Below are 16,546 nucleotides of genomic sequence, written 5' to 3'. Positions count from 1 at the left end.
CGTCGGGTAGGGAATCACAGGGCTCCTCTGGTCATCGCCTGCTGGTGATCTTTTAGCTACCCCTGGGGCTGCGGGGCATTCACGCTGTGATCAGCGTCAAATCTCTCCGCCCGTGCGGCTCTTCCGCGCCTGGGGCGAGGGGCCGTTGCCGTCAGCAGCAGGCTTTCGGCTGGTGTCGGCGGGCAGGAACACGACCTTGAGGGTGTCGGGTTTGACGGTGACGACGGCCTTGGGTTTCGGCTGGCATGACGCGAGAGCGATGCGCGGCCAGGTCTGCAGGATGGCCGTCAGGATGATCTGCAGTTCGGCCCAGGCGAAGTTCTCGCCGATGCATTTGCGGCGGCCGTCTCCGAAGGCGAGGAACGCTCCGCGGGTGGCTGCCGTCCGTTCGGCAGTCCAGCGGTCCGGGTCGAAGGTCTCCGGTTCGGGGAAGTACTCGGGGTCGTGCTGGTGGAGGTAGGGGCTCCAGACGACGTCGGCGCCCTCGGGAATGAGGTGACCGGCGAGTTCGGTGTCCTGGGTTGCCGTGCGGGTGACCATCCATGCGGGCCCGTATTTGCGGACGGCCTCCTGCAGGACGTTTCGACCGTAGGCGAGGCGGTCGAGGTCGTCGTAGGTGACAGGCCGGTCGGGGCAGACGGAGGCAAGTTCTTCACGCAGGCGCCGCTCGATGTCCGGGTTCTGGGTGAGCTCGTACAGCGTCCAGGCCAGGGTGGTGCCGGTGGTTTCGATGGCGCCGGTCAGCAGGGTGATGGCTTCGTCCTGGAGTTGCTGGCGCGAGAGATAGTCCTCGGCGCTCAGCAGGGTGGAGAACAGGCCCTCGGCCTGGTGTTCTGTGGCGTGCGGACAGGCGGCCGCGGCGGCCTGAGTCTCCGGGCCTGTGCCGTGGGCGCTACGGCGGTCGATGGCCTGGTCGATGAGTCGCCTGAGCTGGGCGACGCGTTCGGCATGCGCGCGGTTGGCGGGTAGCGGGAGCCGGGTGATCCAGGACGGCAGAACGGTCTGGCGAATCGTTCCTGCCATGATGGCGGGCATCAGCGCGGTGAAGTCGCGCTGCAGGTGGCTGGGCAGGCCGGTACCGAAAAGGGCGACGAGGAAGGCCGCGAGCGTGATGTCGTTCATGTCCGCGTACACGTCCCGGGCAGCGCCCGGCTCCCACGCCGTGACCATGGAACGCACCTGCTCGATCATGGCGGCTCCGCGGGTGGCGATGTGCGCCTTGTTGAACATGGGCTGCATCAGACGGCGGTTGCGCAGATGGATGTCTCCGTCGGCGACGGTGGCCAGCCCGTCACCGAAGAACACCCGCAGCGCATCAATGATCTTCCCGCCCTTCTCGAACTGTGCGGCGTCCGTGACCAGGACGCGGCGGGTCAGGGCGGGGTCGGTGACCACGTAGGCCGGAGCGGTACCGATGTCGATGCGGACGACTTGTCCGTGCTCGCGCAGTGAGGTGATGAACGGCAGCGGGGAACGAGCGAGGTGGTGAGCGTGCCCGATCAAGGGCAGTCGGCCCGGCGCAACAGGCGTGGTGGCGGGTATGGCGGGCGAGGCGTTCACGGTGCTCTGCACTCCTCGTGTGGGGGTGTCGGCGCGGCCGCATCACTGCCCAAGATCAATCCGGGTGAATCGCCGGGGAGCGCTCCCTCCATAATTTCTCCGCAGTTGAACGGCGTGTGCGACCGCCCTGGTTCACCTCGCGGCGTTCACCGCGGCTGCCTGGTCGTCACCTTCAGCGCGGGATGCGGCGGCCACGACCAGGGGGTGGGAAAGGTAGCGAGCGACTTTGACGAGGTAGTCCTGCTGTTCATCAGCCGGAACTTCCCGTCCAGGGGGTTCGCTGAGCCGGTCGCCCTCCAGTACGGGAGGGCGGTTCATCGCGCGGTGGCGTGCCGCGACGATCAGGATGGCGGCAGCCGTCTCCGCGGGGCCCGGCCCGCTCGAGCCGGCGGCCGAGTCCAGGGCGCCCTGCGCCGGCGCCGGCGGCTCGCTGCTCCTGGTGTGCGGCGGGGCGGGAGGCTGTTCGCCTGGATCGGTCCTTCTGTTGGCCGCGGGGTGGGCGAGTACGGTGAGGGCGTTGCCCGGTGCTGTGCTCATCCACGGGGACAGGGTGCGGATTCCGTCGAGGGTCTCCATCATCATCCGGTCCAGCCGGATGCGGCTGTCGCCCCACCAGACGACGGGGATGACCAGTTGCGGGGCGTCGGTGACCACCAGTTTCCACAGGGGGCGCAGTGTCCGGCAGTCCTGCCGGTCGCTTCGGGTGGTGGCCAGCACCATGCGGCCGAGGGAGTTGTTGGCGGCGATGCCGCTGAGGATGGTCGCGGCCCAGGAAGCGTCGGCGAGGACGTCGAGGCGGTGGTTGTCGAGGATGATGGCGCTGCCCATCGAGCCGAGGGTGAACAGGGCGGTGGCAAGGTCCAGGCCGACGGCGAGGGTGAACCACTGGATGCATCGCCTGACGTCGTGGGCGAGTTCGGGGCGGTCGGGGAGTGCGACCTGCCGGCACAGGATCATGGTGGCGGCCACGGCGACGACGAGTGCGGTGAAGTACACGAGTTTCAGCGCCAGTACGGCTTTGACGTGTGCGTAGTAGGGGGCGAGGTGCAGGGGCGGGGCAGCTCCCGGGAGGTCTGCGATCGCGTAGAGGACGATCATGGTGATGATCGTGCCCAGGTAGAAGGGCCGCCAGCGTCGTACGGCTTCGTGGCGGGCCTCGGGGGTGTGTCGCTCGGGGTGCCACAGGAGCGTCATGTAGTGGGCGTGGGCGACGCAGAGCAGGGTGGCGATGTCGATGCCGAGTGCGGGCAGGTTGGGTGAGCGCAGGGCGGTGCCGATGCGCCGGTACAGCGGTGGCGTCGCCAGCAGGAAGATGACGCCGGAGTGCAGCAGGACCGAGGCGGTCAGTTTCAGGGTGGGGCCGGGTTCGCGGCGTGCGGCGGAGGCCTTGGTGATGCCCAGGATGATGGTGGCGATGGCGATGGACAGGTTGATGACGGTCAGGACGGTCTCGCGCATCGGCTACCAGGAGCGGTTGGCGAACGCAGACTGGATAGCGTCCGTCGGCCCGGCCGTGCCGCCGCCGGGGGCCAGCAGCCGGGGCACGGCGGTGGCCCAGGCCTCGGCCGCCAGTTCGGGACCTGTGTCGTAGACGGCTCGCAGTTTGACCGATCCGTTGGACTGCAGAACGTCCTGTACCAGTCCCGGGGGCAGTGAGGTCAGTTGCGTGCTGAGGATCCCGGGGTCGAGTTCGATGCCGTGGCCCTGGGCGTGTCCGCCGACCACGCAGTCGTCGGTGGCCGGGTCGATCCAGGGCAGGAGGTGTCCGAGTTCATGGACCTTGATGCGCAGCCGCTGCCAGTCGGTGGTGTCCCGGCTGACGATGATGCGGTCTTCTTTCCTGCCGCGCAGGCACATGCCGCTCAGGGCCGGGTCGAGATCCATGTCGCGGATTGTGATCGGTTTCTGGTTGAGGGCGGCCACCGCGGTCACGAGTTCATCCAGGGAGGCGCCTGGGGTGAGGCGTAGGCGGTTGCGGAAGATGCGCCGGGCGCGTCGGACGTGGAGGACGAAGGCCGGCCCTTGCGGGAGGAACGGGCGGGCGCTGATCCGCGGCGTGGCTGGAGCCCGTTCGTCGGTTCGCGGTGTGCCGGGCGCCTGTTCGGAGTGCGGCCTGCGACGCGGGTCCGGCCCTAACCCACCCGTCGTCGCATCTCGCTGCGTCATGTCCCGTCCCCTTGTGTGCGATCACGGTCTGTGCCGGGTGATCTGCGGAGCGAGACTAGCAGCCGCGTCGGCCCGCCCAGCAAGGAGTTGGGGCACCCCGAAACCGGATGCCTCGTGCGCAGACCGTGTCTGCACCTACACCGGCGCCATGACGGTGAGGGTGACCGGGAGCGCCTGCACCGAGTTGGAGGCGTAGGTCCACTCTTCCGTGAGATCGGAGAGGTCTTCGCAGGCGACAGTGAAGCGGCTGAAGAGGGCTTGCAGGGCGATGGAGGCGGTCATGCGGCCCAACGGGGCGCCGATGCAGTAGTGCACTCCCCGGGCGAAGGAGAGGTGGCGTGCGGCGTCCGTGCGGTCCGGCTTGAACTCTTCGGCGTCGGGGCCGAAGCGGGCCGTGTCGCGGCCGGTCGCGGCCACGTAGATGAGGACGGGTTCTCCCTGCTGGACGAGCACGCCGTCCATCCACACGTCCTGGGTCGCGTAGTAGAACATCACGACGCGGATGGGTGAGCGCCAGCGCAGGGTCTCTTCCACTGCGGCGTGGGACCAGCCCGCGGTGGCCGCGCTGCGTGCGGCGGCGATCTGGTCGGGGTGTTCGAGCAGGCTGCGTACGGCGTTGGTGATGAGGTTCTTGGAGGTCTCGTGTCCTGCGAACAGCATCAGCAGCAGGGTCTCGACGAGTTCCTCGTCGTTGAGGCGGTCCTCGCCGTCGCGGGCTGCGATCAGCGCGGAGGTCAGGTCGTCTCCGGGGTGGGTGCGCTTGGTCTCGATCAGCTTGCCGATCACCTGCCCGAGGCCGGCCTGGGCGTGTTGGACCTGGAGGGGGGTGCTCTGGCTGCTGATGACGGCGCCGTAGTGGGCGGCCAGCAGGTCGCGGTCGGTGTCGGCGTCGACTCCGAAGAGGTGGGAGATGACGCCCATAGGGAGGGCGAACGCGTACTGCCGGCGCAGGTCGACCACGCCGTCGGCGGTTTCGAGGCTGTCCAGGAGCTGGCCGGCCATGTCCTCGATCATGGGGCGCAGGAGCTCGATGCGTCGCGGTGTGAAGGCCTTGGCGAGCAGGGCGCGGAGCCGGGTGTGGTCCTCGCCTTCGCGGTTGAGCATGCTCTTCATGGTGATCAGCGGCAGCAGTGGCCAGCCCTCGGGTATGTGTCCCTGCTGGAATGCGGCCCAGTGCTTGGGGTCCTTGCTGAACGCGGGGCTGGTGAAGACCCGTTCGGCGGTCGCGTGGTCAGCGGTCGCCCAGGTCCTGACGGCGCCGTCCAGTTCGATGGGGACGAGGTGTCCGAGTTCGCGTAGCCGGCGCCATTCGGTCTCGGGGTCGGCGTTGTAGGGGTCGAGGAAGGTGACGGGGGTGTCGAGGGACAGGGACATCAGCGGCCTCCGGGAAGTGCGGGGCTCCGGGCCCCCGAGCGGGGAGCGGAGCGGTCGAACGAGACGGGCAGCGCGACGGGGCAGCGCATCATGATCGACAGCTGCCACTGCACGGGGGGTCGGCGTCGGTGAGGCGGACGTCGGGGATCCGGTCCCAGACCGCCTCGATCGCGGCCTGCGCGATCGTGTGGGCGAGGCCCGGTACCGGGCACTCGTGGGGTCCGTTGCCGAAGGAGAAGTAGGACTCGTTGTGGACGGTGAAGTCATCGCGGTCGGAGCGTGTGCCGCGGCAGGGGTCCGTGTTCGCGCCGGCGAGGCTCAGCAGGAGCAGGTCGCCTGCGCGGATCCGGCGGCCGGCTAAGAGGGCGTCGCGTGTGGCGTAGCGGCCGATGATGTTGGCCAGCGGGGTGCGGTCCCACAGGGTGGCTCGCAGGGCGCCTTGGATGTCCATCCATCCGGCGAACATGCCGGCCTGGATGTCGCGCTGGCTGACCAGTTGCTCCAGGGCGTTCGCGATCCAGATGGCGGTCGCTCCGTGGCCGGCGTTGACGGTGAGCCAGATCTGCCCGCGGATCTCTTCGTCGACGGCTGCCCGGTCGGCGCCGTCCCACATGGCGCCGTGTTCCTCGATCAGCCAAGTGGTGACGTCGGCCTGGGGGTCCCGGCGTCGGCGGCTGATCTGCTCGTCGACGAGGTCCATGACGCTCTGCGCGGCGGCCGACGCGTCGTCGCCGCAGGCCAGGAGTGTGGTGATCGCCGTCTGCAGGGATTGCTCCGTCGTGGCGGGGAAGCCGAACATGCGCATGAGCGTCAGCACGGTCACCGACATCGCGTACTGGGACACCAGCTCTGCCTCGCCCCGGCGGCAGAAGGCGTCGATGAGGCGGTGGCCGTTGGCGAGGGTGAACCCTCGCACCGCCGGCGCTCTGACCTTTCCGAGCAAGCGGGTCAGTGCGCCGCGCAGGCGGGTGTGTTCGTCGCCGGTGGCGAAGACCGCGTTCTTCTGCCAGCGGGTATGCGGCTCCAGCGGCCACCCCTGCGGAATTCCGCCTTCGCGGGGACGCCACAGCCGCGAGTCCCGGCTGAAGATCTCTCCGCGCTGGGTCACTTCCTTCAGCTCGGCGCAGTCGAGGACGAGCCAGGCGAACACCCCGCCTTCCAGGACCACGGGGGCGACGCTTCCGTACTGTGCCCGCTTCGCCTGGTAGACCGCACCTGGGTCGTGGCGGAAGTCCTCCCCGGTGATGTGCCACGCGCCGTCGTGAGCCGGGCAGGCAGGAGACGGTAAGAGGCCGGGCGAGGGGGCTGCGGGCTGTTCAGGAGGTGAGGTCATGACACCGGTTCCGTGGGCACCAGACGGGAGGCAGCGGCCCAACGCATGCTCCTTGCATAGAGCTTGGACCTCTGTGATCGTGGAGCACGATCAGCAAAACTGTCAACAATTGTTGATTGCACTGGTCGGTGCATGGGAGATCTGGCCGCCGCCGTCCGAGGTCGGTACGCTCACGGGGCACTGCTGTGTCGCGGCCCGCGTTTGGAGTCCCTGTTGAACCACGTTTCCCGTCAGCAGGCGACGGCAGCAGACATCGCCCGGCTGCGCAGCGACGTCGAACGCTACGCAGAGTTCCTCGGCCAGCCCGCGGACCGGTTCCTCGACTGCGAGTTCATCTCCTACGCCACAGGCATCGAACCCGCCCGCGTCCAGGAACTGCTCGCCGGCGCCCTGCCGGAGGTCGAGCCGGACGACAAGGCCGAACTGGAAGCGTTCCAGAAGTCGCTGTTCCAGCAGCGCCTCGCCTTCCTGCGCCGCACCCGGACCGCCCAGACCGAGGCAGGAGATGTCCCGTACACGCTCGACGAGATCGAGCGCCGCACCAGCATCACCAAGCAGATGGTGTCGTATCTCCTGAAAGGTCAGCGGTCACCCAATGCGGCGCATGCGGCCCGGCTGGAGCAGTTTTTCGACTGGGCAAGCCAGCAGCGCCTCCCCCGGACCCAGGTCCCTCAGGGCTTCTGCCTGCGTAACGAGGGCGCCTCGCTCGTCGCCCACCTGGCGCAGATGACCTCATCCGACCTTCCCCGCCTGACGCTGGCCTCCCTCACCCAGGATCTCGACACCTCCTCGCTCGCACTGCGTGCGAGCGGCGACGCAACGGACATTGACCTGGTCAAACTGCTGCCGATCCTTGAGCAATTGCGTTCCGAGGCCCGCGGCCGGGGTACCGCGGGCTGACCAGCCGCTACTGACGGCGGGCACACGCCTCCGCACGTCCCACCGGTACCTCAGCGCGGCCGCCTGCGCCGGCACGCCCCTCACCGAGCGCCCCAGCCGCCACACAGTTGGCCAGCGAGCGGCAGTTCCATGCTTCTCCTGTGGCACAAGCGCCATGGGTGACACCATTTCAAGCCGCCCTCCGGCATGCTTCAAGCCGTCTTCAAAGCCACCACGAGCAGCAGATTCAACAATTGTTGACAGTGTTGCGGATGGTAGACCACCATCGGGTCGTGTCGGCGCCAGACGTAGACCGCTGCCGTCGGCACTGCGGCACGCCATGCCCTGCGCCCTGCCCCACCTACGCACCGGAACCGGCGGCCGCGAGATGACCGGACACCGCGAGCGCCCCCAATCAGGGCGCGGCCGCTCAAGGGGGACCGTTGCAAGGGCAACACCCGACCATCACCGACTTCACCGACGGCGAGTTCGACGAATACTGCTCACTGATCACCAAGCTGCTGACCGGCTGCAAGGACGTGATCGATAAGCACGGCCCGCAGGGCTCCTGGACGCCGGCCTCGCCCGAACGGCGCGCCCAGGTCGTCGAGGCCATGGGCGTGCTCGCCGACCTCTCGCGGGCTCTGAACGGAACCCGCAACGGACTGCGTCGCCTCGACAGCCGCGTACGTCTGCGCCTGACGGCCCAAGAAGCACAGCCGTAACCGGCTGCTCGATCACCGGACCGGGCACGACGTGCCACCCAACGCGCAGGCCTCGCTCCTCTCCCCCACATGCATCGACTCGTTCCAGGAGGAACGCAACCCATGTCCCGACCCAGAACCCGCCGCCTGGCCCTGACCGCCGCCGTCATCACCACGGGGGTCAGCCTCACCGCATGCGGCGACAGTTCGAAGGACGGCGCCAACACCCCCACCGCGAGCGCGAGTTCCACGACAGCGCCGAAGGGGGTGGTCACCACGGAGACCGCGAAGAGGCTGGTCGACGCCTACGAGAAGGTGAACAACCAGGCCAACAAGACCCGCAACGCCAAGTTGCTGTCGACGGTTGAAAGCGGCCAACTCCACGAGTTGTCCAAGGCGGAGTACAAGGAGTGGTTGTCGTGGTCGGCCAAGGACCAGAAGGAGTACGGCACGGCGTTCTACTACCGCCAGCGGAAGTACCTCATACCTCCCGCCGACAAGGCCACCTGGTTCGCGGTCAAGGCCACGTCGACGTACGACGCGAAGTACCAGACCCTTCTGATCTTCGACAAGGTCGGTAGCATTTACAAGATGGTGTTCTCCGCCTACACCGAGGGGAAGCTCCCGGAGGTCTCCCTGGACCGGGACGGCCACGCCACGGTCGCCGACGCCTCCACGAAGGTGGGGACGCTCGCGCCGGACCAACTGGGCGCCGCCTACGAGGACTTCTTCGAGACCGGGGGCAAGAAGAAGGGGACCGCTTTCGCGCCGACGGAGTCCTCCAAGGAGTCCACCAAGATCTACCAGGACCGCAACAGCGTCAACGGCCGTTGGGCGGACAAGACGTTCTTCGCCGCCGACCCCACGTTCACCAAGGCATACGCGCTGAAGCTCACCAGCGGTGACGTCCTGGCCGTCTTCCCCACCGCCCACACATCGGAGCAGATCCTCAAGCCCGCTTACAGGAGCTCCTTCCTGATCACCCCCGCCGACGAGGAAGCCGTCTACAACGCTCAGAGGCGTGTCGTCGTCACGGACGAATTCCAGGGCCAGGCGCTGGCCGAGTTGTCGACGGCCAAGAAGGCCCGGGTGCTGGGGATCAGGTACCGGATGGTGGATTCCCGGTGAGGGCCTTGAAGTTGCCGCAGTGCCGTGCACACCGGCATCCTGCGCGCGTGACAGCACTGAGGTGCCGGAGCGGTCCTCGTGCAGACCGACGGCCTGTACAGATGCGTCCTGAGTTGTGTGCGTGAACCCGGATATCCCTGTGGGAAGTTGACCGGGACTATACGTAACTTTGTGATCACTTAAAGAGATCTCGGCGGCTGAGTCGACCCCGCGGTTTCTCGGGCCGCCGTACCTCGGCGGACCACGAACCGTGGGCGCCGTACACCGCGCTTCACCTGGAGGCACCGTGACAGCCACGTATCGACGCTCCACCGGACGCATTGTCGCCACTGGTCGCACCCACGCAACCGCGCTGCTCCTCGCCGGCAGTCTGGTGGCGCTGGCCGGGTGTAGCGGCAGCGGCTCCGGCTCGTCGTCCAAGCCCAGTTCTGCCCCGACGGCTGTCCCCGCGTCCCCCAGTTCCACCGTCGACGCTGAAGACGCCGCCGTCCTCGCGGCGTACACCCGCTCCTGGGAAGGGCACACCGAGGCCTACAGCAAAGCCTCCTCCGCAGGCACCGACCTGAAGGAGACCACCACCTTCGAGGCCCTCGCCGACATCGAGACCAACCTCGCGACGATGCGGAAGGCGGGACAGGTGGCCACCGGTAAGCCGGTGATCCATCCGAAGGTCGTCAAGGTGACCGACGCCAAGATCCCTACGGCCACGGTCACCGACTGCGTCGACACGACGCACTGGACGCTGATCGACAAGGCCTCGAAGAAGCCGGTCCCGCTGCCCACGACGCGGCTCGTCACATACATCAGCACCGCAACGCTTGAAAGGTGGGGAACGAAGTGGATGGTCACGAAGTTGACCGCTCAAGATCAGGCCTGTTAGCCGGTTGCCTCGCTCTGCTGACCGGCACTCTCGTGCTGACCTCCGCGGGCATTGCATACGCGGGTGATGATCCCGATGTCGGCACAGGCGACTGCCATATCACCGAGTTCTGCGTCAGCGTCGGTGTCGGTGGCGAGAACGGCGGCAGTGGTGGACAGGCGGGCGGCTCGCAAGACGTCGGCGACAGCAAGATGAAGTGCAAGTACACCAAAGTTGAGCCGAAGCCTCCGGCGAACCACCCGGCCTGGAAAGGCAAAGATCCAAAGACGAACGATCTGTACTTGATGGAGTGTTCAGACGGCGGTCAGGACAACCCGGCCAGCTTCATCGTCGTGCCCACAGGCCAGAATCCCGTCCCGCAAGTAGACCCCCAGGAGCTGGCCCAGCGAGCGGTGGATTCCATGAACTTGCTCGGCCCGGACATCGCCAGCCCGCGCGCTGCCGGAACCTACACGGTGGGTGTCCCGATATGGATGTGGGTCAATCAGAGCGCCACGACCTACGGGCCGAACACCGCCTCGGCCACAGCGGGCGGAATCACCGTCAGCGCGACCGCAAAGGTGTCGAAGATCGTGTGGTCGATGGGTGACGGCTCCTCCGTGACCTGCAACGGCCCCGGCACTCCCTACACGTCGTCCGAGGGCATGGCCCAGTCACCGACCTGCGGACACGTGTACGCCAAGACCTCCGCGGCCGAAAGCAAGTTCAAGGTCGCAGCGACCTCCACGTGGACGATCAACTGGCAGGGCGGCGGTCAAGCCGGCCAACTCACTGAGGTACGGCAGACCAACGTGCAGGTAGCAGTCGGCGAAGTACAGGTCGTCAGGTAACGCCGCCGGAAGGACAGAACGGTGAGCAAGACCCAAGAACGTGTAGACGCAGCCAGCACGAACGGAGTCCCCCAGCAGCCCCGTATCGCCGGGCCCGTGGCACCTCCCCGAGTGTCGGCTCGCAGGCGACGCCCCAGTGTCATTGCCCTGTCGCTGGCGCTGGTCGCCGCCGGAGGCGCCGGAGTTGCCGTCCTGCTGCTCCAGGTCGGCAACCGCACGGACGTCGTGACCGTGGTCCGCGACGTCCAGGTCGGCCAGGTCCTGACCGAGGACGACCTGGGCAGGGCGTCCGTCGCCCTGGACCCGGCCGTCAAGGCGGTCCGCAGCGACAACCTGAGGTCGGTGGTGGGCAAGCGGGCCGCCGTGGAGCTCAAACCGGGCTCCTTGCTGACCCCCTCGCAAGTGACGAAGGACTCGCTGGTGAAGGCCGGTGAACAGTTGGTGCCGATCGGCCTGGAGCCCAAGGAGATCCCGGCCACCGCTCTGGTCCCAGGCCAGAAGGTCCAGCTCGTGCACGTCCCGGCCCAGGGAACGACGGACACTGGCACCGGCTCCGATGTGGCGCCGCGGACCATCGACGGCCGGGTCGTGAAGGCGTCTGGCGCCGCCCCGGGTACAGGCATCGTGGTCGTCGACGTGGCTACGGCCGCTGCCGAGGGGCCCACGGTCGCGGCGTGGGAGTCGGCCGGCACTCTGCGTCTGGTTCTCGCTGCTCCGGACGGCAGCTGATGGCTGTGATCGCGCTCGCCGGGTGCAGCGGCGCGCCCGGTGTGACAACGAGTGCCCTCGCCCTGCTGCTGTCGTGGCCGCTGGAGGCGGAACGGCGGATGATCTTGGCCGAGTGTGACCCGGACGGCGGGGCCGTGCTGCACGGCCTGCTGCAGGGCACGCTCGGCGACCGGTACGGCCTGCGCAACCTCAGCGTCGCCGCGCGCAAGAACGACTTCGGCGAGGCCTTCTGGCGGCAGCTGATCGACCTGAGCAGCGACGACGGCAAGCAGGAGTCCCCACACGACCGGCTGCTGTTGCCCGGCATCACCGATCCCGCGCAGTCGGCGAGCCTTGGCCAAGTATGGAAGATGCTGGCGCAGATGTTCCGCGGCATCGAGGCGGAGCACGGTCACGACGTCCTGGTCGACCTGGGTCGGCGTGGAGCGTACGGACCGTCCGGGGTGTTGGCCGAGCAGGCCGACGCCACGTTCGTGGTGGTCCGCAACACCCTGCGCTGTCTGCAGGCGGCAGAAAGCCGTGTGCGTGCGCTGGAGGAACGGGTCGGCGACGTCGGCGTGCTGATGATCAGCGAGGGTCCGTATCCAGCGGGTGAGGTACAGCGGGTGCTGCAGGTGCCGGTGGTGGCCACGTTGCCGTATGCGCCGAAGGACGCCCGCGTGCTGTCCGACGGCGCGGAACAGTCACGCCATTTTCCCAGGTCGCCGCTGATGAAGGCTGCTCGCGCGGGCAGTACCGCGCTGGTGCAGCGGGCTGCTCTGCGCCGGTCCCGCCTCGATCCCCGCAGCGTGTACGCCGCAGGAGGAGAGGTGACCCGTGCACGCTAGGCCCCTGCACCCCGACCCCACGGTGGCACCGTTACCGCAGTCCAACAAAACGCCCGCGCCAGCCGGTGCCTCGGCGAGCACTCGCATGCTCGGGACGGCGGCTCCGCAGGTCACCGTCGACTACCGGGTGGCCCGCAACATCGCGTCCCAGGTCGCCAAGCAGCGTGAGGAACTCCTGAAGTCCCAGCCCGGCATGGACCGGGCCAGTGAAGAGCAGCGTTGCCTGAACTGGATTGCCGAGGCCGTCGCGCTGTGGTCGGACGCCGAGGCGATGACGCCGCAGCAGGATGAGGCACTGCGGCGCGCTGTGTACGACATCCTCTTCAGGGCTGGCCGGCTCCAGCCGTACCTGGATGACGACCGGGTCGAGGACATCATCATCCAGGGCCCACGCGAGGTGTGGCTCGACTTCGGCGACGGCGAACGCTGCCAGGTCGCTCCGATCGCAGACTCCGAGGAGGAACTCCTGGAGCTGCTGAGGGAGTTAGCCCGGGGCTCCGGGCACAGCGAGCGCACCATCTCCACCGCGAGCCCCACCCTTGCCCTGTCCTTGCAGGACGGCTCCCGCCTCCAGGCCATCACCGGGCTCGGCCCGATGACCTATGCGGTCATCCGCCGGCACCGGGTCTCGCACGCGAATCTCGACGACCTGGTCCGGCTGGGCACGATCGACCCGATCCTTCGGGAATTCCTCGGCGCGGCCGTCCGTGCCGAGAAGAACATCATGATCGCAGGGAAGCAGAAGGCCGGGAAGACCACGCTGCTGCGAGCAATGCTCAAGGAGTTCGACCCGGAGACCCGGTTCGCGACCATCCAGACCGAGGACGAGCTGTTCGCCCACGCCAACGGCTACCACCGGCAGGTCGTGTCCCTGGTGGGCCGCGAGTCCAACGGGGAGAAGGACGTCACCGGCCGCGGCGCGGGCGAGGTGACGCTGCTGGACCTGATGCATCCGGCGCTGCGGATGTCTCTGGAGCGGATCGTGGTCGGTGAGGTCCGCGGTCCCGAGGTGGTCGCGATGATGCAGGCGCTGACGAACGGGTCGGGCGGCAACCTGTGCACGATCCACGCGCGTCGCCCCGACATCGTCTTCGACCGGATCGCCGAGCTGTACGCGCTCGCCCAGGAGAACCTCTCCGAGCAGCTCGCCTACCGGCAGACCGCCAACGGCCTCGACATGATCGTGTACGTCGACATGACCGACGAGACGCAGATCGGCGGCCGCCGTCACCGCTACGTCTCTCACGTCCTGGAGCTCACCGGGATCGGCGAGAACGGCCGGCCCGCCACCAACTCGGTGTTCTCCCCCGGCATCGAGTTCGGCGAGGTGCGGGCGGTGCCCCGCATGGACCCGGCATGTGTCGATGACCTGAGCCGTGTCGGCTTCGACTCCTCGCTGCTCCAGCAGCCCTACGGGGCCTGGCCGGCGCCGCTGCCGCTGATGGTGGGGGTACGCCGATGATCCTGCTGTTCGGGCTGTTCAGCGGTATGGCGGTGGCCGGCGGGCTGATCGGTGTCGTCGCGGGTCTCGTGGGTAGCACGGCGCCTCGCCGGGCCCCGCTGCGCCGACGCTGGCAGACAGCCTTGCACGGCTCGCAAGTCCAGAGCGAGGGCGCCCGGCTGCGCCGGCGGACCCTCATCGTCGCGGCCGTCGTGGTCTTCGTGGTCGTGTGGCTCGTCTCGGGGAACTTCGTCGGCGCTGGCCTGCTCGGCACGGCCGTCGTCGGGGTGCCGTGGCTGATCGCGCCCGCGCAGATGGCGCAGGATCGGATCGGGCAGCTGGAGGGCCTCAGCGAATGGACGCAGCGGCTGGCCGGTCTGCTGCGCCTGGGCATGGGCCTGGAACAGGCGATGATCACCAGCCGTCAGGGAGCACCTGACGCACTCGCTGCACAGATCGTCAACCTGTCCGACCGGCTGCGCCTGGGGTGGCGCCCCGAGGGAGCTCTGCGCGCGTTCGCCGACGAACTGGACGACGTCACCGCGGACAAGGTGACCGCCGCGCTCATCCTCTCGGTCAACGACCGAGGCCCGGGCCTGGCTCAGGCTCTGGAGGACCTGTCGAACACCGTCCGCGATGAGGTCGCCAGGAAGCGTGCCATCGAGGCTGACCGGGCCAAACCGAGGACGACGGTGCGGTGGATGACTCTCATCACCGTAGGTGTCGTGGTCGCGGGCTTCTTCGTGCCCAGCTACACCAAGCCGTACTCCACCCTCCTGGGCCAGCTCGTCCTGGCCTTCCTGACGGCCGGGTTCGTGGGCGTGCTCGCCCTGATGCGGCAGCTGGGCCACTTCCGCCGTATCCCCCGCTTCCTGATCACCGATCCCACCAGCGCCGTCCGGCTGCCCGCGCCCGCTCCCGATCCGGAATTGCCGATCGTCGCCCGGGAGCCGGAAGGAGCCGCCCCGTGAACCTGATCCCCGTTGTCCTCACCGGCAGCATCGTCGGCGCCGGCTTCGCGCTGCTGATCCGGGAACTCCTCCAGCCGCAGCCCGCGTTGGGCCCAGCCCTCACGCGCAGCGCTCCGGCGACGCTGACGATGCCCGAGCCGGAGCTGGACCGCGACGAGGTGTGGGGGCGGTGGCTGCTGGCCCGCCTCGAACGTGTGCCGGGCGTGCGGGTCCCGGCCACCAACCTGGCCCTGCTGGGGCAGGGGCCGGGCCAGTTCATGCTCAAGAAGACCGCGCTCGCCGCCCTGGGCCTGCTCTGCCCGGTGATCGCGACAGTTCCGTGGATCATCGCGGGCATCGGGTTGCCGTTCTACGTGCCTGGTGTCGTCGGACTCGTCCTGGCGGCTCTTCTGTTCCTCACGCCGGATCTGTCCGTGCGGGACCAGGCCGAGCGGGCGAGGGAGGAATTCGCGCACGCTCTGTCCGCCTACCTCGACCTGGTCGCGCTCAAGCGGGCCGCCGACGCCGGCCCCGCCGAGGCGCTGGAGAAGGCCGCCGCGGTAGGTGAGGGCTGGCCCTTCCTGTATCTGCAGGGGGCGCTGCGCCGGGCCCGGCTGGAGAAGATCCCGCCGTACCAGGCGCTCACCGAGCTGGCCGCCGAGTACCAGCTGCCCGTCCTGGACGACGTCGCCGACATCATGCGCGGCTCGGCCACCGACGGCGCCGCCGTCTACCAAGCGCTGCGGGCCCGCACCGCCGCGCTCAACGCCGAACTCCTGGCCGGCCAGGCCGCCGAAGCGAACACGGCCAGCGAAAAGATGACCGCCCCGGGTGCCCTCCTGGCCGTCCTGGTGATGCTGCTGATGGCCTTCCCCGCAGTGATCCGCATGCTGACCGTCTGACACCGACCCGACTCATTCAACGCTTCAGAGAGGTACCGGAACATGAAGCACACCGCAGCCCGCACCCGCCGTGCTGTGTGGGCACGCGCCAACGGGGCGGTCCTCCGCGTGACCACCCGGGTGCAGGAAGGTCTTGAGGAGGCCGCCCGCCGGCCGGACCGCGGCGACATCTCCACCACGACGGTCATCATCTGGGTGGCCGCCGTCACCGGCGCCGTCCTGATCGCCGGGACCATCGCCGTCGTGATCGCCAAGTACAACGGCAAGCTCAGCGGCCTGTGATGAGACCCCCCACGCGGCTGGCGGACTGGTGGCGGGGACGACGCTGGCGTGACGACCGTGGGGACGCCTCCATCCAGATGGCGATCGTGTTCCCGTTCGTACTGCTCGCCACGGTCGCCGTCATCCAGGCCTCCATGTGGTACTACGCCCGGCAGATCGCCCTGACCGCCGCCCGCGAGGGCCTCACCGCCGCGCGTGCCTACCAGTCGAGCCCCGCCGACGGCGCCGCCCAGGCCCGGAATGTACTGAGTCGCACGGCGGGTGACAGCCTGCGCGGCTACAGCGTCGCCGCGAGCAGTACCGGGCAGCGGATGCGCGTCCAGGTGTCCGGCACGGCCCTGTCAATGATCCCCGGCGTGCCGGGGCTCACGATCACGCAGTCGGCGTCCGGCCCCGTGGAGCGCTGGACCGTCGTGGCTCGTGGGTTCACGAATTCCGAAGCCCTCAGCGCCGGGAACCCCGGTGGAGGTGCCCCGTGATGCGGGTGCCCGCGGCCTTGGGTTCGCGAACCGGCGGCGTGAGCAGCCTGGGGTCAGCCCTGCTGGGTGGTCAGTCCTCGAG

General features: G+C 68.5%; 17 protein-coding genes. 12 read left to right on the top strand and 5 right to left on the bottom strand.

From position 1 onward, the window contains the following. Window positions 1-96: 96 nt before the first annotated feature. The 5 genes from ACFZDK_RS49920 to ACFZDK_RS49900 form a co-directional block, all read right to left on the bottom strand. Window positions 97-1,560 carry a cytochrome P450 gene (locus ACFZDK_RS49920; RefSeq protein ID WP_390984415.1) on the bottom strand — a complete coding sequence of 488 codons (1,464 nt, stop codon included), beginning with the start codon at window positions 1,558-1,560 and terminating at the stop codon, window positions 97-99. Window positions 1,561-1,692: 132 nt separating this feature from the next. Next, complete coding sequence (locus ACFZDK_RS49915) at window positions 1,693-3,018, bottom strand: DUF6545 domain-containing protein (RefSeq protein WP_390984412.1); 1,326 nt, start codon at window positions 3,016-3,018, stop codon at window positions 1,693-1,695. Window positions 3,019-3,021: 3 nt separating this feature from the next. Further along, window positions 3,022-3,444 (bottom strand): hypothetical protein, encoded by a 423-nt coding sequence (locus tag ACFZDK_RS49910; RefSeq protein WP_390984409.1) that lies wholly within the window; start codon window positions 3,442-3,444, stop codon window positions 3,022-3,024. A 417-nt stretch (window positions 3,445-3,861) separates the two neighbouring features. Further along, on the bottom strand, window positions 3,862-5,100 hold the full coding sequence (locus ACFZDK_RS49905; protein WP_390984406.1) for a cytochrome P450: 1,239 nt from the start codon (window positions 5,098-5,100) through the stop codon (window positions 3,862-3,864). Window positions 5,101-5,188: 88 nt separating this feature from the next. Beyond that, the gene (locus tag ACFZDK_RS49900; RefSeq protein ID WP_390984404.1) at window positions 5,189-6,433 is read right to left on the bottom strand and encodes a hypothetical protein; all 1,245 of its coding nucleotides are present in this window, start codon (window positions 6,431-6,433) and stop codon (window positions 5,189-5,191) included. Between the two features lie 213 nt (window positions 6,434-6,646). Between ACFZDK_RS49900 and ACFZDK_RS49895 the strand changes: the two genes are divergently transcribed. The 12 genes from ACFZDK_RS49895 (at window position 6,647) to ACFZDK_RS49840 (ending at window position 16,464) form a co-directional block, all read left to right on the top strand. Beyond that, window positions 6,647-7,333 (top strand): hypothetical protein, encoded by a 687-nt coding sequence (locus tag ACFZDK_RS49895; protein ID WP_390984401.1) that lies wholly within the window; start codon window positions 6,647-6,649, stop codon window positions 7,331-7,333. Window positions 7,334-7,755: 422 nt separating this feature from the next. After that, window positions 7,756-8,037: a hypothetical protein gene (locus ACFZDK_RS49890; RefSeq protein WP_390984398.1), complete on the top strand. Its 282-nt coding sequence runs from the start codon at window positions 7,756-7,758 to the stop codon at window positions 8,035-8,037. 102 nt (window positions 8,038-8,139) lie between these two features. Continuing rightward, window positions 8,140-9,144, top strand: coding sequence for a hypothetical protein (locus tag ACFZDK_RS49885; protein WP_390984396.1), 1,005 nt, complete (start codon window positions 8,140-8,142; stop codon window positions 9,142-9,144). Window positions 9,145-9,430: 286 nt separating this feature from the next. Further along, the gene (locus tag ACFZDK_RS49880) at window positions 9,431-10,024 is read left to right on the top strand and encodes a hypothetical protein (RefSeq protein ID WP_390984393.1); all 594 of its coding nucleotides are present in this window, start codon (window positions 9,431-9,433) and stop codon (window positions 10,022-10,024) included. Beyond that, window positions 9,970-10,854, top strand: a complete 885-nt coding sequence (locus ACFZDK_RS49875; RefSeq protein ID WP_390984391.1) for an ATP/GTP-binding protein — start codon at window positions 9,970-9,972, stop codon at window positions 10,852-10,854. Before ACFZDK_RS49880 ends, ACFZDK_RS49875 begins: the two co-directional genes overlap by 55 nt. 96 nt (window positions 10,855-10,950) lie before the next feature. Then, window positions 10,951-11,583 (top strand): SAF domain-containing protein, encoded by a 633-nt coding sequence (locus tag ACFZDK_RS49870; protein WP_390984389.1) that lies wholly within the window; start codon window positions 10,951-10,953, stop codon window positions 11,581-11,583. Further along, on the top strand, window positions 11,583-12,410 hold the full coding sequence (locus tag ACFZDK_RS49865; protein WP_390984490.1) for a hypothetical protein: 828 nt from the start codon (window positions 11,583-11,585) through the stop codon (window positions 12,408-12,410). The genes ACFZDK_RS49870 and ACFZDK_RS49865 overlap by 1 nt, the downstream gene beginning before the upstream one ends. Window positions 12,411-12,495: 85 nt before the next feature. Next, on the top strand, window positions 12,496-13,872 hold the full coding sequence (locus ACFZDK_RS49860) for an ATPase, T2SS/T4P/T4SS family (protein WP_390984386.1): 1,377 nt from the start codon (window positions 12,496-12,498) through the stop codon (window positions 13,870-13,872). Next, window positions 13,869-14,822, top strand: a complete 954-nt coding sequence (locus ACFZDK_RS49855; protein WP_390984383.1) for a type II secretion system F family protein — start codon at window positions 13,869-13,871, stop codon at window positions 14,820-14,822. Before ACFZDK_RS49860 ends, ACFZDK_RS49855 begins: the two co-directional genes overlap by 4 nt. After that, complete coding sequence (locus ACFZDK_RS49850) at window positions 14,819-15,703, top strand: type II secretion system F family protein (RefSeq protein ID WP_390984380.1); 885 nt, start codon at window positions 14,819-14,821, stop codon at window positions 15,701-15,703. Before ACFZDK_RS49855 ends, ACFZDK_RS49850 begins: the two co-directional genes overlap by 4 nt. A 42-nt stretch (window positions 15,704-15,745) precedes the next feature. After that, window positions 15,746-15,985 (top strand): hypothetical protein, encoded by a 240-nt coding sequence (locus ACFZDK_RS49845; RefSeq protein ID WP_390984378.1) that lies wholly within the window; start codon window positions 15,746-15,748, stop codon window positions 15,983-15,985. Further along, a complete protein-coding gene (locus tag ACFZDK_RS49840) occupies window positions 15,985-16,464 on the top strand; it encodes a TadE/TadG family type IV pilus assembly protein (protein ID WP_390984376.1) in 480 nt (159 codons plus the stop codon). Before ACFZDK_RS49845 ends, ACFZDK_RS49840 begins: the two co-directional genes overlap by 1 nt. Window positions 16,465-16,546: the final 82 nt, after the last annotated feature.

Source organism: Streptomyces sp. NPDC007901, assembly GCF_042959465.1.
Taxonomy (GTDB): Bacteria; Actinomycetota; Actinomycetes; order Streptomycetales; family Streptomycetaceae; genus Streptomyces.
Note: the sequence above shows the minus strand (reverse complement) of the source record. Positions and strands in the feature narration are given on the sequence as shown.

Coding starts and splice junctions, on each gene's coding strand:
- ACFZDK_RS49915 (WP_390984412.1), bottom strand. CDS start 3,018: ATGCGCGAGACCGTCCTGACCGTCATCAACCTGTCCATCGCCATCGCC.
- ACFZDK_RS49910 (WP_390984409.1), bottom strand. CDS start 3,444: ATGGATCTCGACCCGGCCCTGAGCGGCATGTGCCTGCGCGGCAGGAAA.
- ACFZDK_RS49905 (WP_390984406.1), bottom strand. CDS start 5,100: ATGTCCCTGTCCCTCGACACCCCCGTCACCTTCCTCGACCCCTACAAC.
- ACFZDK_RS49900 (WP_390984404.1), bottom strand. CDS start 6,433: ATGACCTCACCTCCTGAACAGCCCGCAGCCCCCTCGCCCGGCCTCTTA.
- ACFZDK_RS49885 (WP_390984396.1), top strand. CDS start 8,140: ATGTCCCGACCCAGAACCCGCCGCCTGGCCCTGACCGCCGCCGTCATC.
- ACFZDK_RS49865 (WP_390984490.1), top strand. CDS start 11,583: ATGGCTGTGATCGCGCTCGCCGGGTGCAGCGGCGCGCCCGGTGTGACA.
- ACFZDK_RS49860 (WP_390984386.1), top strand. CDS start 12,496: ATGCTCGGGACGGCGGCTCCGCAGGTCACCGTCGACTACCGGGTGGCC.
- ACFZDK_RS49855 (WP_390984383.1), top strand. CDS start 13,869: ATGATCCTGCTGTTCGGGCTGTTCAGCGGTATGGCGGTGGCCGGCGGG.
- ACFZDK_RS49845 (WP_390984378.1), top strand. CDS start 15,746: ATGAAGCACACCGCAGCCCGCACCCGCCGTGCTGTGTGGGCACGCGCC.
- ACFZDK_RS49840 (WP_390984376.1), top strand. CDS start 15,985: ATGAGACCCCCCACGCGGCTGGCGGACTGGTGGCGGGGACGACGCTGG.